General features: G+C 61.1%; 21 protein-coding genes. 15 read left to right on the forward strand and 6 right to left on the reverse strand.

The annotated features are described in order from the left end of the window. The first annotated feature begins 41 nt into the window (after positions 1–41). The 3 genes from AC19YS_RS02610 to AC19YS_RS02620 are packed head-to-tail and all read left to right on the forward strand — an operon-like array spanning position 42 to position 3,160. A complete protein-coding gene (locus AC19YS_RS02610; protein ID WP_500600837.1) occupies positions 42–1,508 on the forward strand; it encodes a purine-cytosine permease family protein in 1,467 nt (488 codons plus the stop codon). Beyond that, positions 1,501–2,418 (forward strand): PfkB family carbohydrate kinase, encoded by a 918-nt coding sequence (locus AC19YS_RS02615; RefSeq protein WP_500600838.1) that lies wholly within the window; start codon positions 1,501–1,503, stop codon positions 2,416–2,418. Before AC19YS_RS02610 ends, AC19YS_RS02615 begins: the two co-directional genes overlap by 8 nt. A 25-nt stretch (positions 2,419–2,443) precedes the next feature. Continuing rightward, complete coding sequence (locus tag AC19YS_RS02620; protein WP_500600840.1) at positions 2,444–3,160, forward strand: class I SAM-dependent methyltransferase; 717 nt, start codon at positions 2,444–2,446, stop codon at positions 3,158–3,160. 157 nt (positions 3,161–3,317) lie between these two features. On the opposite strand, the gene AC19YS_RS02625 is transcribed toward AC19YS_RS02620, so the two are convergent. The 4 genes from AC19YS_RS02625 to AC19YS_RS02640 all read right to left on the reverse strand — a co-directional run bounded on the left by AC19YS_RS02625 (position 3,318) and on the right by AC19YS_RS02640 (position 5,709). Next, a complete protein-coding gene (locus AC19YS_RS02625; RefSeq protein WP_119742016.1) occupies positions 3,318–3,698 on the reverse strand; it encodes a Rho termination factor N-terminal domain-containing protein in 381 nt (126 codons plus the stop codon). Positions 3,699–3,748: 50 nt separating this feature from the next. After that, positions 3,749–4,015: a hypothetical protein gene (locus AC19YS_RS02630; RefSeq protein ID WP_106576174.1), complete on the reverse strand. Its 267-nt coding sequence runs from the start codon at positions 4,013–4,015 to the stop codon at positions 3,749–3,751. A gap of 50 nt (positions 4,016–4,065) precedes the next feature. After that, on the reverse strand, positions 4,066–4,419 hold the full coding sequence (locus AC19YS_RS02635; RefSeq protein ID WP_145159255.1) for a hypothetical protein: 354 nt from the start codon (positions 4,417–4,419) through the stop codon (positions 4,066–4,068). A gap of 84 nt (positions 4,420–4,503) precedes the next feature. After that, positions 4,504–5,709, reverse strand: coding sequence for an MFS transporter (locus tag AC19YS_RS02640; protein ID WP_500600841.1), 1,206 nt, complete (start codon positions 5,707–5,709; stop codon positions 4,504–4,506). Positions 5,710–5,900: 191 nt separating this feature from the next. Between AC19YS_RS02640 and AC19YS_RS02645 the strand changes: the two genes are divergently transcribed. The 6 genes from AC19YS_RS02645 to AC19YS_RS02670 all read left to right on the forward strand — a co-directional run bounded on the left by AC19YS_RS02645 (position 5,901) and on the right by AC19YS_RS02670 (position 12,751). Further along, entirely contained in the window at positions 5,901–6,380 is a 480-nt protein-coding gene (locus tag AC19YS_RS02645; RefSeq protein WP_119742815.1) for a GNAT family N-acetyltransferase, read from the forward strand. A 1,069-nt stretch (positions 6,381–7,449) separates the two neighbouring features. Next, positions 7,450–8,271 (forward strand): SDR family oxidoreductase, encoded by an 822-nt coding sequence (locus AC19YS_RS02650; RefSeq protein ID WP_106576178.1) that lies wholly within the window; start codon positions 7,450–7,452, stop codon positions 8,269–8,271. A gap of 29 nt (positions 8,272–8,300) precedes the next feature. Continuing rightward, entirely contained in the window at positions 8,301–9,281 is a 981-nt protein-coding gene (locus AC19YS_RS02655) for a substrate-binding domain-containing protein (RefSeq protein ID WP_106576180.1), read from the forward strand. Continuing rightward, positions 9,278–10,777, forward strand: coding sequence for an L-arabinose ABC transporter ATP-binding protein AraG (gene araG, locus AC19YS_RS02660; RefSeq protein ID WP_106576181.1), 1,500 nt, complete (start codon positions 9,278–9,280; stop codon positions 10,775–10,777). Before AC19YS_RS02655 ends, araG begins: the two co-directional genes overlap by 4 nt. Positions 10,778–10,794: 17 nt before the next feature. After that, positions 10,795–11,760, forward strand: a complete 966-nt coding sequence (gene araH, locus AC19YS_RS02665; protein WP_500600842.1) for an L-arabinose ABC transporter permease AraH — start codon at positions 10,795–10,797, stop codon at positions 11,758–11,760. A 187-nt stretch (positions 11,761–11,947) separates the two neighbouring features. Continuing rightward, positions 11,948–12,751, forward strand: a complete 804-nt coding sequence (locus tag AC19YS_RS02670) for an IclR family transcriptional regulator (RefSeq protein ID WP_106576182.1) — start codon at positions 11,948–11,950, stop codon at positions 12,749–12,751. On the opposite strand, the gene AC19YS_RS02675 is transcribed toward AC19YS_RS02670, so the two are convergent. Beyond that, positions 12,752–13,804 (reverse strand): NAD(P)-dependent alcohol dehydrogenase, encoded by a 1,053-nt coding sequence (locus AC19YS_RS02675; RefSeq protein WP_106576183.1) that lies wholly within the window; start codon positions 13,802–13,804, stop codon positions 12,752–12,754. A gap of 181 nt (positions 13,805–13,985) precedes the next feature. On the opposite strand from AC19YS_RS02675, the gene AC19YS_RS02680 reads away from it, so the two are divergent. Continuing rightward, positions 13,986–14,876, forward strand: coding sequence for an AraC family transcriptional regulator (locus tag AC19YS_RS02680; RefSeq protein WP_106576185.1), 891 nt, complete (start codon positions 13,986–13,988; stop codon positions 14,874–14,876). A 177-nt stretch (positions 14,877–15,053) separates the two neighbouring features. Here AC19YS_RS02680 and AC19YS_RS02685 read toward each other — a convergent pair whose 3' ends face one another. Next, positions 15,054–16,718 (reverse strand): electron transfer flavoprotein-ubiquinone oxidoreductase, encoded by a 1,665-nt coding sequence (locus AC19YS_RS02685; protein ID WP_106576188.1) that lies wholly within the window; start codon positions 16,716–16,718, stop codon positions 15,054–15,056. Between the two features lie 532 nt (positions 16,719–17,250). Between AC19YS_RS02685 and AC19YS_RS02690 the strand changes: the two genes are divergently transcribed. The 5 genes from AC19YS_RS02690 (at position 17,251) to AC19YS_RS02710 (ending at position 21,019) form a co-directional block, all read left to right on the forward strand. Beyond that, complete coding sequence (locus AC19YS_RS02690; RefSeq protein WP_057009251.1) at positions 17,251–18,000, forward strand: electron transfer flavoprotein subunit beta/FixA family protein; 750 nt, start codon at positions 17,251–17,253, stop codon at positions 17,998–18,000. Between the two features lie 2 nt (positions 18,001–18,002). Next, positions 18,003–18,932, forward strand: coding sequence for an electron transfer flavoprotein subunit alpha/FixB family protein (locus tag AC19YS_RS02695; RefSeq protein WP_053257535.1), 930 nt, complete (start codon positions 18,003–18,005; stop codon positions 18,930–18,932). A gap of 81 nt (positions 18,933–19,013) precedes the next feature. Then, positions 19,014–19,835 (forward strand): substrate-binding periplasmic protein, encoded by an 822-nt coding sequence (locus AC19YS_RS02700; RefSeq protein ID WP_200622836.1) that lies wholly within the window; start codon positions 19,014–19,016, stop codon positions 19,833–19,835. Positions 19,836–19,844: 9 nt separating this feature from the next. Then, the gene (locus AC19YS_RS02705; RefSeq protein WP_500600845.1) at positions 19,845–20,207 is read left to right on the forward strand and encodes a DUF4398 domain-containing protein; all 363 of its coding nucleotides are present in this window, start codon (positions 19,845–19,847) and stop codon (positions 20,205–20,207) included. Continuing rightward, positions 20,204–21,019 (forward strand): OmpA family protein, encoded by an 816-nt coding sequence (locus AC19YS_RS02710; protein ID WP_106576191.1) that lies wholly within the window; start codon positions 20,204–20,206, stop codon positions 21,017–21,019. Before AC19YS_RS02705 ends, AC19YS_RS02710 begins: the two co-directional genes overlap by 4 nt. Positions 21,020–21,236 lie beyond the last annotated feature (217 nt).

The raw sequence follows: 21,236 nt of genomic DNA on the forward strand, positions 1-21,236 counted from the left end.
CTGCCACAACCACAACAATACAGGCACCAGGAGCACCCCTCATGAGCACCACTTCTACCGGCCAAAGTGCTGGGCAATTGGAAACACGCGGTATCGAACTGGTCCCTGAAGGCGAGTGCAACGGTCATCCGCTGCAACTGTTCTGGGTGTGGTTCGCGGCCAACATCAGCATTCTCGGTTTGCCGCTGGGCGCGACCCTCGTGGCGTTCCGTGGCCTGGCGATCTGGCAGGCGATCATCGTTGCAATCCTCGGCGCCGCCGGCTCTTTCGCCGTGGTGGGCATCATCTCGATTGCCGGCCGCCGCGGGCGTGCGCCGAGCCTGACGCTGTCCCGCGCGATCTTTGGCGTGCGCGGCAATATCGGCCCGACCCTTGTGTCGCTGATGTCGCGACTGGGCTGGGAAACCGTCAACACCACCACCGCGGCATTCGTGTTGCTGTCGTTGTGTTCGATCCTGTTTCACTCGCCGGTCGAAGCGAAAAGCGCGCCCGTGCTGACACTGATCTTCATCGCCATTTTCGTGCTGCTGACCCTGTCCGTCTCCGGCCTCGGCCACGCGACCTTGCTGGTGATCCAGAAGTGGGCCACCTATGTATTTGGCGCCTTGAACATCCTGGTGGGCGGCTTCCTCTGCGCCACCATCGACTGGAGTGCGGTGTTCAACGCCACGCCGGCGCCGCTGAGCGCGATGATCATCGGCGTCGGCACCATGGCCGCCGGCACCGGTATCGGCTGGGCCAACGCCGGCGCCGACATGTCGCGCTACCAGCACCGCAGCGTCAAGGCCGTGCGCCTGGTGGCTTCGGCCGCGTTTGGTGCGGGGATTCCGCTGGTGTTGCTGATCACCCTCGGTGGCTTGCTGTCGGTGGGCAACAATGATCTGGCCTCGGCCACTGACCCGATTATCGCGATCCGCGACATGCTGCCCACCTGGATGGCCGTGCCGTACCTGATCACCGCGTTTGGCGGGCTGCTGCTGTCCAACAACCTGTCGGTGTACTCGGCGGGCCTGACCACCTTGACCCTGGGCTTGAAGGTCAAGCGCGTGCACGCGGTGATCGTCGACATCGTCGCGATCTTCGCCGGTTCGATCTACTTCATGCTGATTGCCGACAGTTTCTACGGCCCGTTCATCACGTTCATCTCGCTGTTGGCGGTGCCGATTACGGCGTGGGTCGGGATCTTCGTGGTCGACTTGCTTCATCGCCACTACTACAGCCCCAAAGACTTGCTGGACGTAAGCCCAAGCAGTGCCTACTGGTATCGCGGCGGCGTGGAGTGGCGTGCATTCGGCGCCTGGGCCGTGGCCATCGTGCTGGGCTTCAGCTTCACCACCATCGGCACCACAGCCGAAAACATCTGGTTCGCCGGCCCGCTGTCCGACTCGTGGCTGGGTCACAACGGGCTGGGCTGGATCGTCACCTTCCTGGTGGCCGGCGGAATTTACGCAGTACTGGGCGGCGCGGCTGACCGTCGTCCGGCTTTAGTAGAGAGCCCCAATGTCTAGATTGCTGCACACCGGCCAGGTCATCGTCGACCTGGTCATGGCCCTCGACACCTTGCCTGCAACCGGCGGCGACGTGCTGGCGCGGTCTGCCAGCTTTGAAGCCGGCGGCGGTTTCAACGTGATGGCCGCCGCCCGGCGCAATGGTCTGCCGGTGGTTTACCTCGGCCGCCATGGCAAGGGCCGCTTCGGCGACCTGGCGCGCGCGGCCATGCAAGCCGAGGGCGTAGAGATGGCTCAGTCGACCAGCGACGGCAAGGACACCGGTTTATGCGTGTCGCTGACCGAAGCCACCACCGAACGCACCTTCATTTCGCATATCGGCGCAGAAGGGGATTTGAGCGCCGAGGACTTGGCGAACGTCGTGCCGCGCGCGGACGATTACGTGTACGTCAGCGGCTACAGCCTGTTGCTCGAAGGCAAGGCCCAGGCATTGCTCGAATGGCTGCTGGCGCTGCCGCGTGACATCACGGTGGTGTTCGACCCGGGGCCGCTGGTCAAGGCGCCGGACTCGGCGCTGATGGTCGCCTTGTTGCCGCGCATCGACATCTGGACCAGCAACGGCCCGGAAGCCCTGGCGTTTACCGGCGCCGACACTCTGGCCAAGGCACTGCTCGAACTCGAACGGCACTTGCCTGCCGACGCGTTGCTGGTGGTGCGCGATGGGCCGAACGGGTGCTGGGTCAGTCTTCAAGGCGAGGCCAGGCATGTGCCCGGCTTCAAGGTGACCGCCGTGGACAGTAACGGCGCGGGCGATGCCCATGCCGGGGTGTTTCTTGCGGGGTTGGCCCAGGGCTTGGAACCGGCTGACGCGGCATGCCGCGCCAATGCGGCCGCCGCGTTGGCGGTCACGCGCTGGGGGCCGGCAACCTCACCCGGGGCTGCCGAAGTGGATGCCTTGTTGGCACAATAGGCGCCACTCAGCACGGAGCGACGCCATGACCCAGAATATCTACGACACGCCAGCCTTCTTCGAGGGCTACAGCAAAATGGGCCGCTCTGTCGAAGGCCTGGCTGGCGCGCCGGAGTGGCCTGCCTTACAGGCAATGTTGCCGCCGATGGCTGGCTTGAATGCAGTTGACCTGGGCTGTGGCTATGGCTGGTTCAGCCGCTGGGCGCAGGAGCAGGGCGCGGCTCATGTGCTGGGGTTGGACGTGTCGCAAAAGATGCTGGCGCGGGCCAAACAGATGACCTCTGCGACGACCATTACCTATGCCATCGCTGACCTGGAACAACTCGACCTGCCTGCTGCCTCGTTCGATCTGGCCTACAGCTCGCTGGCTTTTCATTACATCGTCGATCTGAAGGGGCTGTTCGAGCGTATTCACCACGCCCTAGTGCCCGGTGGCCGACTGGTGTTTTCCATCGAGCACCCGATCTTCATGGCACCCCGCAACCCGGGGTGGCTGGTCGATGATCAAGGCCGCAAAAGCTGGCCGGTGGATAGCTATCAGTTGGAAGGGCCGCGGGTGACCCATTGGTTGGCCGAAGGTGTGATCAAGCAGCACCGTACGCTGGGCACCTTGCTTACTCTGATGATTCACGCGGGGTTCACCCTCAGTCACGTGGAGGAGTGGGGGCCTAGCGAAGCGGACCTCATTGCTCGGCCAGCATTGGCCGAAGAACAAGAGCGCCCCATGATGCTGCTGGTATAGGCTCACCGCTGATTTTGGGTGTGCAACGTAAAACAAAATGTGGGAACGGGCCTGCTCGCGAATGTTGTGGAACAGTCGGTATGTTGAGTGACTGTTCTACCGTATTCGCGAGCAAGCCCGCTCCCACATTGGGTTTGGTGTGTCGGCAAGGCCGGCGTCAGCCAGCCTTGCGCAGCGCTTCGATCAGCTCATCCTTGCGCATGCTCGACCTGCCCGGAATATCCTTCGCACGCGCTTCCTTCAGCAGGCTTTCCTTGGTCTGCGTCGCCAGCGAAGTGCGACCGGTGCGAGGGTGACCCTCGCGGCTGGCGGCAGCTCGCTTGGCCGAATCACTGCGTGCCTCGGCTTTTTTCTGCGGCGCTTTGCGTTGGCCCGAACCGCCGGCTTTGTCACCGCCGCCGGACTGCTTGTTGACGGTGGCCCAGGCGCGGGCTTCGGCTTCTTCCTTGGACACGCCTTTGTGCTCGTAACTGTGTTCGATACGGGCGGCTTTGCGCTTCTGTGCGGCGGTGTATTTAGCTTTGCTTCCAAGAGGCATTGCGATACTCCAACTGGCCCTGTTGTCAGGGCCAGACCAGACAAAATGGATTACTGGGTGCTTTCGCCTTCCAGCTTGCGCGCCTCGTCAACGCCTGACGCGGTCAACTTGATCGGCAGGTTCAACGAGTATTCACCGGCGTCGTCGGTGGTCACATGCCCATCCTTGATAAATCCACGGTCCTGCAGGAAAGCCAAGACACTGGCAACCTCCTTCCCGCCGCGGTAGTTATCCAGCACCTCCTTGCCCAGACCGTTCGGGTGGGCGTGCAGCAGGCGGGTGAGGACTTCTTTTTCAAGGTTTCTATCGACGTTCATGCGTACCTCTTCACTGGGAATGATCGGGTGTCGGTGTCGTTATGGATGCTTCAAGGCGCAGGTTGTTTTGGGGCGCCAGGGATGTTCGAGTCGTCGCCTTTATTGACCTTCGGCTCATTGCTGATGCCAGGGCCCATTTTGCCGTTGCCGACCGCAGCCGGTGCCTGGCGTTGGGTGTCGTTGCCCTTGGTGCGAGGGTCAGCGCCAGCGCCGTTGTCGATGATCGCGCCGCCATTGGTGTCCAGGCCGGTGCCCATCGAATCCTGGGATTCCTGGGTGGCAGGGCTTGGCGGGCTGCCGACCGGGTCGGTCTTGCCGGTTGAGGAAGTGGCGGCAAAGGCGTTAAGCGATGCGGCAGACAGCAGGCCGGTGAGGGCGAGGGCGGCAAACTTGGAATTCTTCATGGGGTGTCTCCATATGATTAATGTCCTTACCCTTTATTGGTCCGCCCCCGCTGGCGGTTCGTGCCTTGATGGCGACGAACGGTCTTAGCTCACCTGTAAGATTTTGTGTGCAGAGGCTTTGCGCCACACCAGCCGCGCCACCGTGATCAGCCAATTCAACGACGCCACACCCACGACAATTGCCAGCAATGTCGGCAGGCCGTAATCGACGATGATCCTCCCCGCCAGCCAGGGAAACCCGAACACACCGACAAAGTACGCCAGGCTGAACAGCAGCAATGCCTGGGACGTCGTGCCGGGCGGTGCTTCGTTGGCTACCAGCCCGTTGATCACCGAATACGTCAGACCGTAACCCACGCCCAGCGTGGCAGCGGCCAGCAAGTAACTGAGGTTTGCGCTCACGCCCACCGCAAACAGCACGATCGACCCGAGCATGATCCCGGACAACACACACGCCGCCCGGTAGGCATCGCGTTTGACCACGTGGCCTGCGATCAACAGACGGCTGGTGATCGCAGCACTCAGGAACCCGGCGAAGAACAGCGAGTAGTCCAAGCCATGCGCGGCCGCATAGCTGGTTTGAAACGACGAAAGCCCGCCAAACACACACCCTCCCAGGCCGACCATGAGGATTGCGAACCCGGCCTTGGATGACAGCACGCGACGGCTGGCGGCCCAGGAAATCCTCGCGGCCGGCACATTCGCGTGCTGTTTGAGGCGGGCACTCATGCGCCAGAACATCAGCACCCCGGCAACGCTGGCCAACCCGGCAATATAGAAGGCCGTCGTCAGGGGCAGGTCCAGCGCACTGGCGGCTCGACCGAGCAACGGGCCGGCGCCGATCCCGCTCAACATGCTGCCCGACAGCAGGGCAAAGTATTTGGCTCGCTGCTGGGGCTCCACCAGCAGGCTCACGATGATCGGGCCCAAGGTGTAGAACACGCCCCAACCCAAGCCAAGGGCCAGCCCGAACACCATCAAGCCTTGGCCGAACCCCGGCGTCAGGGCAAAGCCCAGGCAGGCCACCACCAGCAACACGCCCATCGCGGCAATAGCCCGCGCGGCCCCGACCGCATCGGCCAGGTGCCCGGAAAACACCACGGCCACAAAGGTACTGAGCATCGCCGTGGAGATCACACTGCCCGCATCATGCTCGTTGCCACCGCGAGAGTGGATCAGCAGTGACAGCAGAAACGTCGAGCCGTAGGACAGCGACAACAGGAAGCTGGCCAGGCAGAACAGGGCGAAGAGCGTCGCGCCTTGCTTTGTCGCAGGTGCAATGGCGTGCATGGGGTAAGCCTTGGAATAGTTGGAGTTGTGGCCAACTTTTACCACGCACGCTGCGACCGATTGTTCTGTGCTTGGTGGTGCTTGCTTTAGCATCCGATGAAGTAACGCGCCCCGGCCTTCACGAAAATGCGCTGCAATCAGTCATGAAAGCGCCTTAGTATGTGGCCTTTAACATTGCCCAAGGCCCGCCCATGACCATCGAGATTCGCCCTGCCGTGCCCAGCGATGCTGCGCAGATCCTGACCTTCATCACCGAGCTTGCCGAATACGAAAAGGCCCGGCATGAAGTGATCGCCAGTGTGGCGGATATCGAGCGCAGCCTGTTCAGCGAGGGCGCCACCGCCCATGGCCTGATCTGCTCGCGGGACGGCCTGCCGATTGGCTTTGCGGTGTTCTTTTTCAGCTATTCCACATGGTTGGGCAGCAATTGCCTGTACCTCGAAGACCTCTACATCAACCCCGAACAGCGCGGCGGCGGGGCGGGCAAGAAATTGCTGCGCCACCTGGCAAAAATTGCCTGCGACAACGGCTGCGGACGTTTCGAATGGAGCGTGCTGGACTGGAACGAGCCGGCGATCGCCTTCTACAAGTCCATCGGCGCGCAACCGCAGGAAGAATGGGTGCGTTACCGCATGGAAGGCGACGCACTGCGCGATTTCGCCCAAGGCTGAAGCCTGCTCCCACACTTACTGTACGACTGCGCAAAATTCCGCACCCACCGCAATCCAAATGTGGGAGCGGGCTTGCTCGCGAGGGCGGTGTATCAGTAACAACCAAGCCGCCCGACCCACCGCCATCGCAGGCAAGCCAGCTCCCACCTTTATGGGTGACAGACCAAAATCTCCGCACCCACCCCAATCCAAATGTGAGAGCGGGCTTGCCCGCGAAGGCGGTGTATCTGCCCCAACCAAGCCGCCTGACCCACCGCCATCGCAGGCAAGCCAGCTCCCACCTTTATGGATGACAGACCAAAATCTCCGCACCCAGTGCAATCCAAATGTGGGAGCGGGCTTGCCTGCGAAGGCGGTGTATCTGCCCCAACCAAGCCGCCTGACCCACCGCCATCGCAGACAAGCCAGCTCCCACCTTTATGGGTGACAGACCAAAATCTACACACCCAGCGCAATCCAAATGTGGGAGCGGGCTTGCCCGCGAAGGCGGTGTATCTGCCCCAACCAAGCCGCCTGACCCACCGCCATCGCAGGCAAGCCAGCTCCCCCACTAATGAGCGACAGAGCAAAATTCCGCACCCACCGCAATCCAATTGTGGGAGCCGGGCTTGCTCGCGAAGGCGGTGTATCAGTAACAACCAAGCCGCCTCACCCACCGCCATCGCAGGCAAGCCAGCTCCCACACTAATGAGCGGCAGACCAAAATCTCCGCACCCAGCGCAATCCAATTGTGGGAGCGGGCTTGCTCGCGAAGGCGGTGTATCAGTAACAACCAGGCCGCCTGACCCACCGCCATCGCAGGCAAGCCAGCTCCCCCACTAATGAGCGACAGAGCAAAATTCCGCACCCACCGCAATCCAATTGTGGGAGCCGGGCTTGCCCGCGATGGCACTCCTCCAGCCGACCGTTCACCTCTGGACCCACCGCATTCCCAAGCACCCGCACGCCCGCATTTTTCAGGTTTGGTTCCAATATATGGGATGCAAATTTATATATTGAGATATTTCAAAAGATGGGTTTATAGTCGCCTGCATCAGCACTCACTACCAAAAATAAAACAGGTGAAGCGATGCAGCCCCAACCGTTGTCATTACCCGCCGTGCCGGAACCCACCTACGGTGAGCGGCTGAAAAACAAAGTGGTGATCATCACCGGCGCCGCTCAAGGCATTGGCGAGGCGATTGTCGCCTGCTTCCAGGCCCAGCAGGCCCGTCTGGTGATCGCGGATATCCAGGCTGAAAAGGTCCAGAGTGTCGCCGCCCACTGGCGCGAACGCGGTGCCGACATTGTCGCGCAGGCCGTCGACATCACGTCCAAAGAGCAATGGCAGTCGCTGGTCAACCTGGCCATCGAGCGCTTTGGCCGTGTGGATGTGTTGGTCAACTGCGCCGGCGTCAATGTGTTCCGTGACCCGCTGGAGATGACCGACGAAGACTGGCGCCGCTGCTTTGCCATCGACCTCGACGGCGCCTGGTACGGTTGCCGTACGGTGCTGCCGCACATGATCGAGCAGGGCATCGGCAACATCATCAACATCGCCTCCACCCATTCCAGCCACATCATCCCCGGCTGCTTTCCCTACCCGGTCGCCAAGCACGGCCTGCTCGGCCTGACCCGCGCGCTCGGCATCGAATACGCGCCCAAGGGCATTCGCGTGAATGCCATCGCGCCGGGCTATATCGAAACCCAGCTCAATGTCGACTACTGGAACGGTTTCCCCGACCCGCATGCCGAGCGCCAGCGTGCCTTCGATTTGCACCCGCCCAAGCGCATCGGCCAGCCGGTCGAGGTGGCGATGACGGCGCTGTTCCTGGCGACTGACGAGGCGCCCTTTATCAACGCAACCTGCCTGATGATCGATGGCGGGCGTTCTGTGATGTACCACGACTAAAATTTTTCGATAACAAGAAGAGGTGGTTCATGTTCAAGAAAACACTCGGCGCCCTGGCGCTCGCCGCAGCCTTCAGCGGCTTCGTGTCTGCCGAAGAGGTAAAGATTGGTTTTTTGGTCAAGCAGGCAGAAGAACCCTGGTTCCAGACCGAATGGGCCTTCGCTGAAAAGGCCGGCAAGGACCAGGGCTTCACCGTGATCAAGATCGCCGTGCCCGATGGCGAGAAAACCCTGTCGGCCATCGACACCCTCGCCGCCAACGGCGCCAAGGGCTTTGTGATCTGCCCGCCGGACGTGTCACTGGGCCCGGCGATCATGGCCAAGGCCAAGCTCAACGGCTTAAAAGTGCTGGCGGTGGATGACCGTTTCGTCGACGCCAAAGGCAAGCCCATGGAAGACGTCCCCTACGTCGGCCTGGACGCCTACAAGATCGGCCAGAAACAAGGCGAGGCCATGGCCACCGAAGCCAAGCACCGCAACTGGGACTGGAAGGAAACCTACGCCGTCATCAACACCTTTGATGAGCTGGAAACCGGCAAGAAACGCACCGACGGTTCGGTAGAAGGCCTCAAGGCCGCCGGCTTGCCCGCCGACCACATCCTGTTCAGCGCACAGAAAACCCTCGACGTGCCGGGCAGTATGGATTCGACCAACTCGGCACTGGTGAAGCTGCCGGGCACCGCGAAAAACCTGATCATCGGCGGCATGAACGACAGCACCGTGCTTGGCGGCGTGCGCGCCACCGAAAGCGCCGGGTTCAAGGCGGCCAACGTGATTGGCGTGGGCATCAATGGCACCGATGCCATCGAAGAACTCAAGAAATCAGACACCGGTTTCTACGGCTCGATGCTGCTGAGCCCGGACGCTTCCGGCTACAAAACCGCCACGGCGATGTTCGAGTGGGTGACCAAAGGCACTGAGCCGGCCAAGTTCACCGCCCTGGACAACGTGACCCTGATCACCCGCGCCAACTTCAAGGAAGAGTTGAGCAAAATCGGTCTGTGGAAATGACCGGCGCGGCCTTGCGCTTCAACGGCATCGGCAAGGAATTTCCCGGGGTCAAAGCCTTGGCGCAGATCAGCTTTGAAGCGCGGCCGCACTCGGTGCACGCGCTGATGGGCGAGAACGGCGCGGGCAAATCGACCCTGTTGAAAATCCTCGGTGGCGCCTACATTCCGAGCAGCGGCACGGTGCAGATCGGCGAGCAGACCATGGACTTCAAGTCTGCCGCCGACAGCATTGCCAACGGCGTCGCGGTGATCCACCAGGAGTTGCACCTGGTGCCGGAAATGACCGTGGCCGAGAACCTGTTCCTCGGGCATTTGCCGTCGCGTTTTGGCGTGGTCAATGGCGGGCTGCTGCGCAAGCAGGCGCTGGCGTGTCTCAAAGGCCTGGCCGATGAGATCGACCCGCAGGAGAAGCTCGGCCGGCTGTCGCTGGGCCAGCGTCAGCTGGTGGAAATCGCCAAGGCATTGTCGCGTGGCGCCCATGTGATTGCCTTCGACGAACCCACCAGCAGTCTGTCGGCGCGCGAGATCGACCGTTTGATGGCGATCATCACGCGCCTGCGCGACGAGGGCAAAGTGGTGCTCTACGTGTCGCACCGTATGGAGGAGGTGTTTCGCATCTGCGACGCGGTGACGGTGTTCAAGGACGGCCGCTTTGTGCGCACCTTTGACGACATGGCCACGCTGACCCACGACCAATTGGTGACGTGTATGGTCGGCCGGGATATTCAGGACATCTACGACTACCGCCCGCGTGAACGCGGCGAGGTGGCGCTCAAGGTCGAGGGGCTGCTGGGCCCGGGCCTGCGCGAAGCGGTCAGCCTTGAGGTGCACAAGGGCGAGATTCTCGGCCTGTTCGGGTTGGTAGGCGCGGGGCGTACCGAGTTGTTTCGGCTGCTGAGCGGATTGACGCGTTCCACCGCCGGTCAGCTGCAGCTCTTTGGTGAAACCCTGCACCTGCGCTCGCCGCGTGATGCCATCGATGCGGGTGTGCTGCTGTGCCCGGAAGACCGTAAAAAGGAAGGCATCATCCCGCTGTCCAGCGTCGCCGAGAACATCAACATCAGCGCACGCGGCGCCCATGCCACCTTTGGCTGGCTGCTGCGTGAGGGCTGGGAGAAGGGCAACGCCGACCAGCAAATCAAGGCGATGAAAGTCAAAACGCCAAACGCCGAGCAGAAAATCATGTACCTGTCCGGCGGTAACCAGCAGAAGGCCATTCTCGGCCGCTGGCTGTCGATGCCGATGAAGGTGCTGCTGCTCGATGAGCCGACGCGCGGCATCGACATCGGCGCCAAGTCGGAGATCTACCAGATCATCCACAACCTGGCCGCCAGCGGCATCGCGGTGATCGTGGTGTCCAGCGACTTGATGGAAGTGATGGGCATCTCCGACCGCATCCTGGTGATGAGCGAAGGCGTGCTGACCGGCGAGTTGAACCGCGATCAGGCGGACGAAGCACAGCTATTGCAACTGGCACTTCCGCGTACGCGGGCTTGAAGAATTCGAGGTGAATGATGTCGCAAATAAAAACTGCAAAGAGCTTCTGGCCGGGTTTTAACCAGCGCAAGTTTCTTGATGATTGGGTGATGCTGCTCGCCGCGTTGAGCATCTTTGTGCTCAGCGCGTTGTTTATCGACAACTTCCTCTCGCCGCTGAACATGCGCGGGCTGGGTCTGGCGATTTCCACGGTGGGCATCGCTGCGTGCACCATGTTGTTCTGCCTGGCGTCGGGGCACTTTGACTTGTCGGTGGGTTCGGTGATTGCCTGCGCTGGCGTGGTGGCGGGGATTGTGATTCGTGACACCGACAGCGTGGTGCTCGGGGTGTCGGCGGCGTTGGCCATGGGCCTGGTGGTGGGGCTGATCAACGGCATTGTCATCGCCAAGTTGCGTATCAACGCCTTGATTGCCACGTTGGCGACCATGCAGATCGTGCGCGGCCTGGCCTACATCTTTTCCAACGGCAAGGCCGTCGGCGTGATGGACGAGCGCTTTTTCGTGTTCGGCAATGGCCAATTGATGGGCGTGCCGGTGCCGATCATCATCACCGTACTGTGTTTTGTGTTCTTCGGCTGGCTGCTCAACTACACCACCTACGGGCGCAACACCATGGCCATCGGCGGCAACCAGGAGGCGGCGTTGCTGGCCGGGGTGAACGTCGATCGCACCAAGATCATCATCTTTGTCGTGCACGGTTTGATCGGTGCCCTGGCTGGGGTGATCCTCGCCTCGCGCATGACCTCGGGCCAGCCGATGATCGGGCAGGGCTTTGAGCTGACGGTGATTTCCGCCTGTGTACTGGGCGGCGTGTCGCTGAGCGGCGGCATCGGCATGATCCGGCATGTGATTGCCGGGGTGTTGATTTTGGCGATCATCGAGAATGCGATGAACCTGAAGAACATCGACACCTTTTACCAGTACGTGATCCGCGGTTCGATCCTGTTGCTGGCGGTGATTATTGACCGCATGAAGCAGCGCTAAAGTCGTGCCCTGTAGAGATCAAAATGTAGGAGCTGGCTTGCCTGCGATGAGGGTGTGTCAGCCTGCACGTTTACTGGATGACACGCCCTCATCGCAGGCAAGCCAGCTCCCACAGTGGATCTCCTCTGTTCAGGAGGGCTGCATTTGCCATAATGGCGCCGTTTTCGTACTTCCCAATAGGCCCGATATGCAGGAAAACGCCCACATCCCCGTCAAAGACGCCGCGCCCACCGGCACCCAGACTCTGTTGCGTGGCCTGGGCGTGGTACAGGCAGTGGCGGCCGGTGCGCGCGATCTGAAAGAGATCGCCCGGCGCATCGGCACCACCCGCAGCACCACCCACCGTCTGGCCAGTTGCTTGGTGGAAGAGCGTTACCTGCGCGTGGTGCCGCAAGTCGGTTACCTGTTGGGGCCCAAGCTGATCGAGTTGGGCTTCCAGGCCCGTGAAGAATTGCCGTTGGTGAGCCTCGCGGTGCCGTATCTGGATGAGTTGTCGGCGCTGACCGGTGACACCATCCACCTGGCGATTCGCGAATACGACGACGTGCTTTACCTGCACAAGAATCCCGGCCGTAACGGTCCGGAAATGCGCTCGCGAGTGGGCCATCGCATGCCACTGGCGCGCACGGGTGTGGGCAAGGCGATGTTGCTGGACGACTCGGTGCAGGAGTGGCAGCGCCTGTATGAAGCCAGCCTTCCGGCCGGTGGCAAGAGCCAGCAGTGGCCGCAGCACCCGGAGCAATCCTGGGCGCAGTTCGAGCAGCGCATGCGCGAATACGTGGCGGGGGGGTATGCGTTCGATCTGGAAGACAACGAACCGTCGATCCGTTGTGTGGCGGCACCGGTGCGCGATGCCAGCCGGCGAATCGTCGCCGGCATCAGCATCGCCAGTACCGTGCCCTACATGCCGCTGGAAAAAATGGCCGAGCTGATCCCTGTGATCAAACAGGTCGCAGCGCGGCTGTCAGCGGAGTTGGGCGCCAAGGCCTGATCAGGCCTTCAAGGTCGCCATGTCGATGACAAAGCGGTACTTCACATCACCGGCGATCATGCGGGTGTAAGCCTCATTGATCTGGCGGATGTCGAGCATTTCGATGTCGCAGGTGATGTTGTGCTCGGCGCAGAAATCCAGGACTTCCTGGGTTTCGGCAATACCGCCGATCAACGAACCGGCCAGCACTTTACGGCCCAACACCAGCTTGGCGGCGTTGACCGGCGGATCGACCGGCTCGATCAGGCCGACCAGAATGTGCACGCCGTCAAAGCGCAGCACATCGAGGTAGGGGTTCAGGTCGTGCTGTACGGGAATGGTGTCGAGCAGGAAGTCGAAGCTGCCGGCAGCGGCTTTCATTTGCTCGGCGTCGGTGGACACGATCACGTGGTCGGCGCCCTGGCGACGGCCTTCTTCAGCCTTGCTCGCGGAGCGGGTGAACAGCGTGACTTCTGCGCCCATCGCCTTGGCGAACTTGATGCCCATGTGGCCCAGGCCACCCATGCCCAGCACGCCGACTTTGTCGCCCGCTTTCACGCCATAGTGCTTGAGTGGCGAGTAGGTGGTGATGCCGGCACACAGGATCGGTGCGGCGCTGGCTAGGTCGAGCTTGGCCGGGATTTTCACCACGAAGTGCTCGCTGACCACGATGCTGTCGGAGTAGCCGCCCATGGTGTTGCTGCCGTCGACCCGGTCCGGGGTGGCGTAGGTCATGGTCGGGCCTTCGAGGCAGTATTGCTCCAGGTCCGCGTGGCAGGCGTCGCAGTGACGGCATGAATCAACCATGCAGCCTACGCCGACCAGGTCGCCGACTTTGTGCGCGGTGACGCTGGCGCCGACGGCGGTGACTTTGCCGACGATCTCGTGGCCCGGCATCAGCGGGTAAACGGCAATGCCCCACTCGTTGCGCGCCTGGTGGATGTCGGAGTGGCACACGCCGCAGTAGAGAATCTCGATGGCCACGTCATCGGCGCGCGGGCTGCGGCGTTCGAAGGACATCGGGGCGAGGGGAGTGGTCGGCGACTGGGCGGCATAACCGATGGCGGTATACATGAGGAAACCTCGCAGCAGGAATAACTAGGGAGGCGGCGCATTCTCCGCGCCGCGCCTGGATGCGGCCATGGCGATTGCTCCGAGTCTCATGCCTATTCGTCCGGGAGTGCCCCTTGTTTGGATCCATGCGCCCTCAGACCTGCGATGATGCTCTCATCCCTTTTTCGCGAAGTTTTTTGCCATGTTGTTGACCCGCCATCTCGACGCCAACGCCACGTTGGTGGCCTTGATAAAAGGGCTTACGCCCTGCGACGGATTTTCGCCGACGAACCTTCCCGGCGTGCAGGTCTTGCGCGCCAGTTGCGACGTGGCGCGCGGCCCGCAGATCTACGAGCCGAGCCTGATGATCGTCGCCCAGGGTAGCAAGGTCGCCTACCTGGGCCCGCGTACGCTGGAGTATGGCGCCGGGCATTATTTGATCCAGGCGATGCCGGTTCCGTTTGAATGCGAGACCTTTGCCCTGCCGAACGCGCCGTTGTATGGCGTGACGGTGGGTATTGATCGGGTGGTGCTGGGCGAGTTGGTCATGGCCATGGGCATTCAGGCCGGGCCGCCGCCGGCAGCGCAGACGCTGGAATCGATGAGTTCGGTGGTGCTCGATGATGCGATGCGTGGGTGCGTCGAGCGGCTGTTGCAGTGCCTGCACGATCCGCTGGAAAGCCGGATCATGGGCCCGGCGCGGGTGCGCGAATTGTTGTTCACCGCGTTGCGTGGGCCGCAGGCCGATGTGTTGCGGGCGTTGGTGGAGCAGCAGGGGCAGTTTTCGCGCATCGCCACGTCGTTGAATCACCTGCATGCCCATTACGCCGAGCCGCTTAATATCGAGACGTTGGCCGGTTATGCGCACATGAGCGCGTCGACGTTTCACGAGCATTTCAAGCGCTGCACGTTGTTGTCGCCGGTGCAGTATTTGAAGCGGTTGCGGTTGCTCAAGGCGCAGCAGTTGCTGCTGGTGGAAGGCATGGGTGTGGCGCAGGCGGCACACAATGTGGGGTATCAGAGTACGTCGCAGTTCAGTCGCGAATATAAGCGCTACTTTTTGCGTAACCCCGGTGAAGAGCGGGCTGCATAACTCCACAAGGTACACCACCGTAAAGGTGGGAGCGGGCTTGCTCGCGAAAGCGGCCTGTCAGTTGATGAGTGTGTTAGCTGACCCACCGTATTCGCGAGCAAGCCCGCTCCCACATTTGATCGGTGTTGGGCATAAAAAAGGCCCCCGTCTGGGAGCCTTTTTGGTCAAGCCAATGACTTACATATTCGGGTAAGTCGGCCCGCCCGCGCCTTCCGGCGTCACCCACGTAATGTTCTGCGAAGGGTCCTTGATGTCACAGGTCTTGCAGTGCACGCAGTTCTGGGCGTTGATCTGGAAGCGCTTCTCGCCGTCTTCCTTGGTGATCACTTCATACACGCCGGCCGGGCAGTAGCGCTGCGCCGGTTCATCGTAGAGCGGCAGGTTGGTGCCGATCGGGATGCTTGGGTCTTTGAGCTTCAAGTGGCACGGCTGTTCTTCTTCGTGGTTGGTGCCGGAGATGAACACCGAGCTCAGCTTGTCGAAGCTCAGCTTGCCGTCGGGTTTTGGGTAGTCGATCTTCTTGCTGTCCTTGGCGAGCTTCAGGCAGGCGTAGTCCGGCTTGGTGTCGTGCAAGGTGAACGGCATTTTGCCGCCGAGGATGTTCTGGTCGAACCAGTTGAAGCCGGCACCCAGGATCGGGCCGAACTTGTGCATCGCCGGGCCGAAGTTGCGGCTGGCAAACAGCTCTTCGTAGAGCCAGCTGGCTTTGAAGCTGTCGACGTAGTTGGTCAGTTCGTCGCCGCCTTCAGACTCGGCGAACAGGCGTTCGGCCACCGCGTCGGCGGCGAGCATGCCGGACTTCATCGCGGTGTGGCTGCCCTTGATCTTGGCCACGTTCATGGTGCCCAGGTCGCAGCCGATCAAGGCGCCGCCTTTGAAGACCATCTTCGGCAACGAGTTGATGCCGCCTTTGGCCAAGGCACGCGCGCCGTAGCTGACGCGCTTGCCGCCTTCCAGGTACTGGGCCAGCACCGGGTGATGCTTGAGGCGCTGGAACTCATCGAATGGCGACAGGAACGTGTTGCTGTAGGACAGGTCGACGATCAGACCCACGACCACCTGGTTGTTTTCCAGGTGATAGAGGAAAGAACCGCCCGTGTTCTCGTTGCTCATGATGTCCAGCGGCCAACCGGCGGTGTGTACCACCAGGCCAGGCTGGTGCTTGGCAGGGTCGATTTCCCAGATTTCTTTCAGGCCGATGCCGTAGTGCTGGGCGTCGGCGTCGCTGTCCAGGTTGAAGCGCTGGATCAGTTGCTTGCCGATGTGGCCACGGCAGCCTTCGGCGAACAGCGTGTACTTGCCACGCAGCTCCATGCCTGGGGTATAGACGCCTTCTTTTGGATGGCCTTCGCGGTCGACGCCGAGGTCGCCGGTGATGATCCCGCGGACCACGCCGTTTTCGTCGAACAGTGCTTCTTGAGCGGCGAAGCCTGGGTAGACTTCCACACCCAGGTTCTCAGCCTGCTGGGCCAGCCAGCGGCACAGGTTGCCCAGGGAAATGATGTAGTTGCCTTCGTTGTGCATGGTCTTGGGCACAAAGAAGTCGGGAACCTTGGTGGCGGCTTCCGGGCTGCGCAGTACATAGATGTCATCGCGCACCACGGGCGTGTTGAGCGGGGCGCCAAGTGCTTTCCAGTCCGGGAACAGTTCGTTCAGGGCGCGGGGTTCAAACACCGCACCGGAAAGGATGTGTGCGCCGACTTCGGAGCCTTTCTCGACCACGCAGACGCTGATTTCTTTACCGGCTTCGGCGGCCTTCTGCTTCAGTCGGCAGGCGGCAGACAGGCCTGCCGGGCCAGCGCCGACGATGACCACGTCGAATTCCATGTATTCGCGTTCCACAGGCTATCTCCTACTCAAGGCTCAACAGGCTTTTTTTTTAATGGGTGGAGGTTCGGTGTCGCATCCGTCATCACTGCATTCGGAGCACGGGATGACCCACCTTTCTCTCTAGGTGGCGCATTATATCTACACCACTGGCAGCGTCCAATACAAACGTTTGTTTGAATTGCTTGGAAGCTAGGTAAATCAAAGCAACGCGGCTTATGACTGGCTATTTTGGCGTATTGACCAGAATAGGCGTTCCGGTCAATATACGGTCGGTTTTGCGCATACCGTAGGCATACCGCAGGTTTCAAGAGCACGTCCAAAAGCAGGGCCAAGGCAAAACAGGTGACGCGCGTTTCATTGATGGCGCGCAGTTTACACGCCGCGATAAAGAATGACCTCTCAGTCACCACTGACGAACGGTCATCATTTCCCGTGAGCAAGGTCATCCGCCGACGTTTTTGGAGGTGCCCTTGTGTGCCGATGAGCATCAACCGCCAGGTTCGCCTAGGCGACTTTCTTTTCACCGGAGAGTAACGAGGAATCCATGAAGGTTCTTGTAGCTGTCAAACGCGTTGTCGATTACAACGTGAAAGTTCGCGTCAAGGCGGACAATTCCGGCGTCGACCTCGCTAACGTCAAGATGTCGATGAACCCTTTCTGCGAAATCGCTGTGGAAGAAGCTGTACGCCTGAAAGAGAAAGGCGTGGCGACTGAAATCGTCGTGGTTTCCATCGGTCCTACCACTGCCCAAGAGCAGTTGCGTACCGCCCTGGCACTGGGCGCCGACCGCGCCATCCTGGTTGAATCGGCTGAAGAGCTGACCTCCCTGGCCGTTGCCAAATTGCTCAAAGCCGTTGTCGACAAGGAACAGCCTCAGTTGGTGATCCTCGGCAAACAAGCCATCGACAGCGACAACAACCAGACGGGCCAGATGCTGGCTGCGCTGACCGGTTATGGCCAGGGCACTTTCGCCTCCAAAGTCGAAGTGAGCGGCGACAGCGTTGCTGTTACCCGTGAAATCGACGGCGGCGCACAGACCGTTTCGCTGAAACTGCCGGCCATCGTCACCACCGACCTGCGTTTGAACGAGCCGCGCTATGCGTCCCTGCCAAACATCATGAAAGCCAAGAAGAAGCCGCTTGAGTCGCTGACTCCAGAAGCTTTGGGCGTTTCCACCGCCTCCACCAACAAGACCGTCAAGGTTGAAGCGCCGGCTGCACGCAGCGCGGGCATCAAGGTCAAGTCGGTGGCTGAACTGGTCGAGAAACTGAAAAACGAAGCGAAGGTAATCTAATCATGACTATCTTGGTAATCGCAGAACACGACAACAAGGTGCTGGCCCCGGCCACCCTGAACACCGTGGCTGCCGCTGCGAAAATCGGTGGCGACATTCACGTGCTGGTCGCAGGTCAGGGCGCTGGCGCCGTGGCTGAAGCCGCAGCGAAAATCGCTGGCGTGAGCAAAGTACTGCTGGCCGACAACGCCGCTTACGCGCATCAGCTGCCGGAAAACGTTGCCCCTCTGGTTGCAGAGCTGGGCGCTGGCTACAGCCACATCCTGGCTGCCGCTACTTCCAACGGCAAAAACATCCTGCCACGCGTTGCCGCGCAGCTGGACGTTGACCAGATCTCCGAGATCATCTCGGTTGAAAGCGCTGATACCTTCAAGCGCCCGATCTACGCCGGTAACGCCATTGCCACCGTGCAGTCCAACGCGTCGGTAAAAGTCATCACCGTGCGTGCCACCGGTTTCGACCCGGTGGCTGCTGAAGGGGGTTCGGCTGCCGTTGAAGCCGTCTCCGCTGCCCACGACGCCGGTACTTCCAGCTTTGTTGGTGAAGAGCTGGCCAAGTCGGATCGTCCTGAGCTGACCGCTGCCAAGATCGTCGTTTCCGGCGGGCGTGGTATGCAGAACGGTGACAACTTCAAGCACCTGTACGCCCTGGCCGACAAGCTGGGCGCTGCGGTGGGCGCGTCCCGCGCGGCCGTCGACGCAGGTTTTGTACCCAACGACATGCAGGTCGGCCAGACCGGCAAAATCGTTGCGCCACAGCTGTACATCGCCGTCGGTATCTCCGGCGCGATCCAGCACTTGGCCGGTATGAAAGACTCCAAAGTGATCGTTGCGATCAACAAGGACGAAGAAGCGCCGATCTTCCAGGTGGCTGATTACGGCCTGGTGGCAGACTTGTTCGAAGCCGTACCCGAGTTGGAGAAGCTGGTCTAATCCAGCCGCTTCACTTATAAAGAGCCCGGTCTTTGGACCGGGCTTTTTTTTGCGCGCCCCTTTTTATTCTGGAGAACCGCCTTGGATCTGCGTCCCGTAGTGCTGGCATTGACCCTTGGATTGGCGTTACTGCCGAGCCTGGCGCTGGCCGCCGGCAAATGTGAGCGTCTGGTGATCACCGGCAGCCCGGACGCACCGCCGTTGTTATGGCGTGACCCACAAGACCCGACGCACCTGATCGGCGCCACCGCCGATGTGTTGCAACAAGTGGCCAAAGAGCTGGGGCTTAAAGTCGACCTGCTCTATGGTGGCAAACGCGCCTTGGCCCTGGATGAAGTACGCAGCGGGCGCATGGACATTCTTGCCGATGCGCCGTTGAACCTGGGTGAGTTGGAAACCCTTGATTACATCCACCCAGCCTTGATGCAGATCGACTACCTGGTCTGGACCCGTAAGGATTCGGCGCTGGTCTATGCCACGGCGGCCGACCTGCACGGCCAAAAGGGCGCAGTCTCGGAACGCGCGCGCTTGAGTGCCGATTTTGACACCTTCGCCAGCCAACAGCTCAACCTGCAACGCTTTCCCACCTTGACGCCGGCCTTTCAAAAACTGTTGCTGGGGGAAGTGGACTACGTGCTCGCCGGGCGTTATTCGGGCATGGCCATGGCCCAGACTCTGGGCATGAGCAATGACCTGATCGCACGTGAAGTGCCTGTCGATCAACCCGGCTTGTACCTGGCGATTTCCCACAACTCGGCCTGCAATGATCCGTGGCTGCGCGGACAGCTGGCCAAAAAGATGACAGAATTGCCCGCGTCCGGTGTGGTGCAAGCAGCAATGCAGCGCAACCTCGAGCGCTGGAAAGCGCAATTGCAGCAACCCGTCGGCACCCCAGCAAAGTAAGGATTTACAGTGACTGTTCGACCTCTTTTCGCGGCCCTCGCCGTTGTTGCTTTGGCGGGATGTGCAGCCGATCCTGCGCCGAATGAGCAAATACGCCTCACCCAGCAAGCCCTGGAACAAGCCAGCGCCGTGGGGGCCAGCGCCGACGACTCGCCTGAGCTGAAGCTGGCCGAAGACAAGTTCGCCAGGGCCAAGGCCGACATGGCCGATGAGTCCTACAAGCATGCGCGCATGCGGGCCGAACAAGCCGAGTTGGACGCGCGTCTGGCCGAAGCCAAGATTCTGACCCAAAAGAGCCAAGAGCAACTGAGCGTGCTCAACACCCGCATCACCCGCCTGCGCAAGCAATTGCAGCTGGGAGAAGCCCAATGAGCCCGATGATCCGTGGTTTGAGTTGTGTCGTGCTGCTGGGCAGCGCCGCCCTGGGCGGTTGCGCCAGCCAACCGAACAGCGAGCAGGCCTTGCAACAGGCCGGCACTGATTTCCAGAAGGTCAAGGAAGACGCCAATGTGCTGCGCTTTGCACCCAAGGACGTCATTCGCGCCGGTGAGTCCCTGGCGCGCGCCGATCGTTTGTCCAGCTACTGGGGCAGCGGTGCCGACGTGGTGCATTACGCTTACCTGAGCCAGCGTTACAGTGCGATCGCCCGCGAACACACCGAACAGGGCCTCAACGCCGAGCGCGGCACCAAGCTCGAATTGGAACGCCAGCGCCTGCAGCTGGCGCTGCGCGAAAACAAACTTGCCAGCGTGCAGCAACAGGGCAAGTGGCTCGAAGAGCAAATCGCCAGCCTGACCACCACCCAGACTGATCGCGGCCTGGTGATGACCCTCGGCGATGTGTTGTTCGACACCGGCGAAGCGCAATTGGAAAACTCGGCCAACCGCACGGTGTTGAAAATTGTGCAGTTCCTGCAACTGAACCCCAAGCGCGTGGTGCGCATCGAGGGCTACACCGACAACACCGGTGGCGAGCAGGAAAACCTGAAGCTGTCGCGCGACCGTGCGCAATCGGTGGCCGACGTGCTGATGGACCTGGGGATCGATGAAAAACGTATCCAGGTCGAAGGCTATGGCGACCAGTACCCGGTCGAAGCCAACGCCTCCGAACGTGGCCGCGCGCAGAACCGTCGGGTGGAAATTGTGTTCTCCGATGAAAAGGGCCAGCTTGGCGCTGCCCGCTAACGCCTGACGCCGATCAACCTGTGGGAGCGGGTTTGCTCGCGAATGCAGTGTGTCAGTCAACATTTCAGTGGCTGACACACTGCATTCGCGAGCAAGCCCGCTCCCACATTTTTGTTCGGGGTACCCCCTTACAGTTTTTTCTATCACTGCCGCCCGCGCTCGACTATTCTCGCAACTGTCCCCGTACACTTCTAAACTGTGCCGGTATGTTTCACAC

The organism is Pseudomonas sp. MF08831 (genome assembly GCF_059862645.1).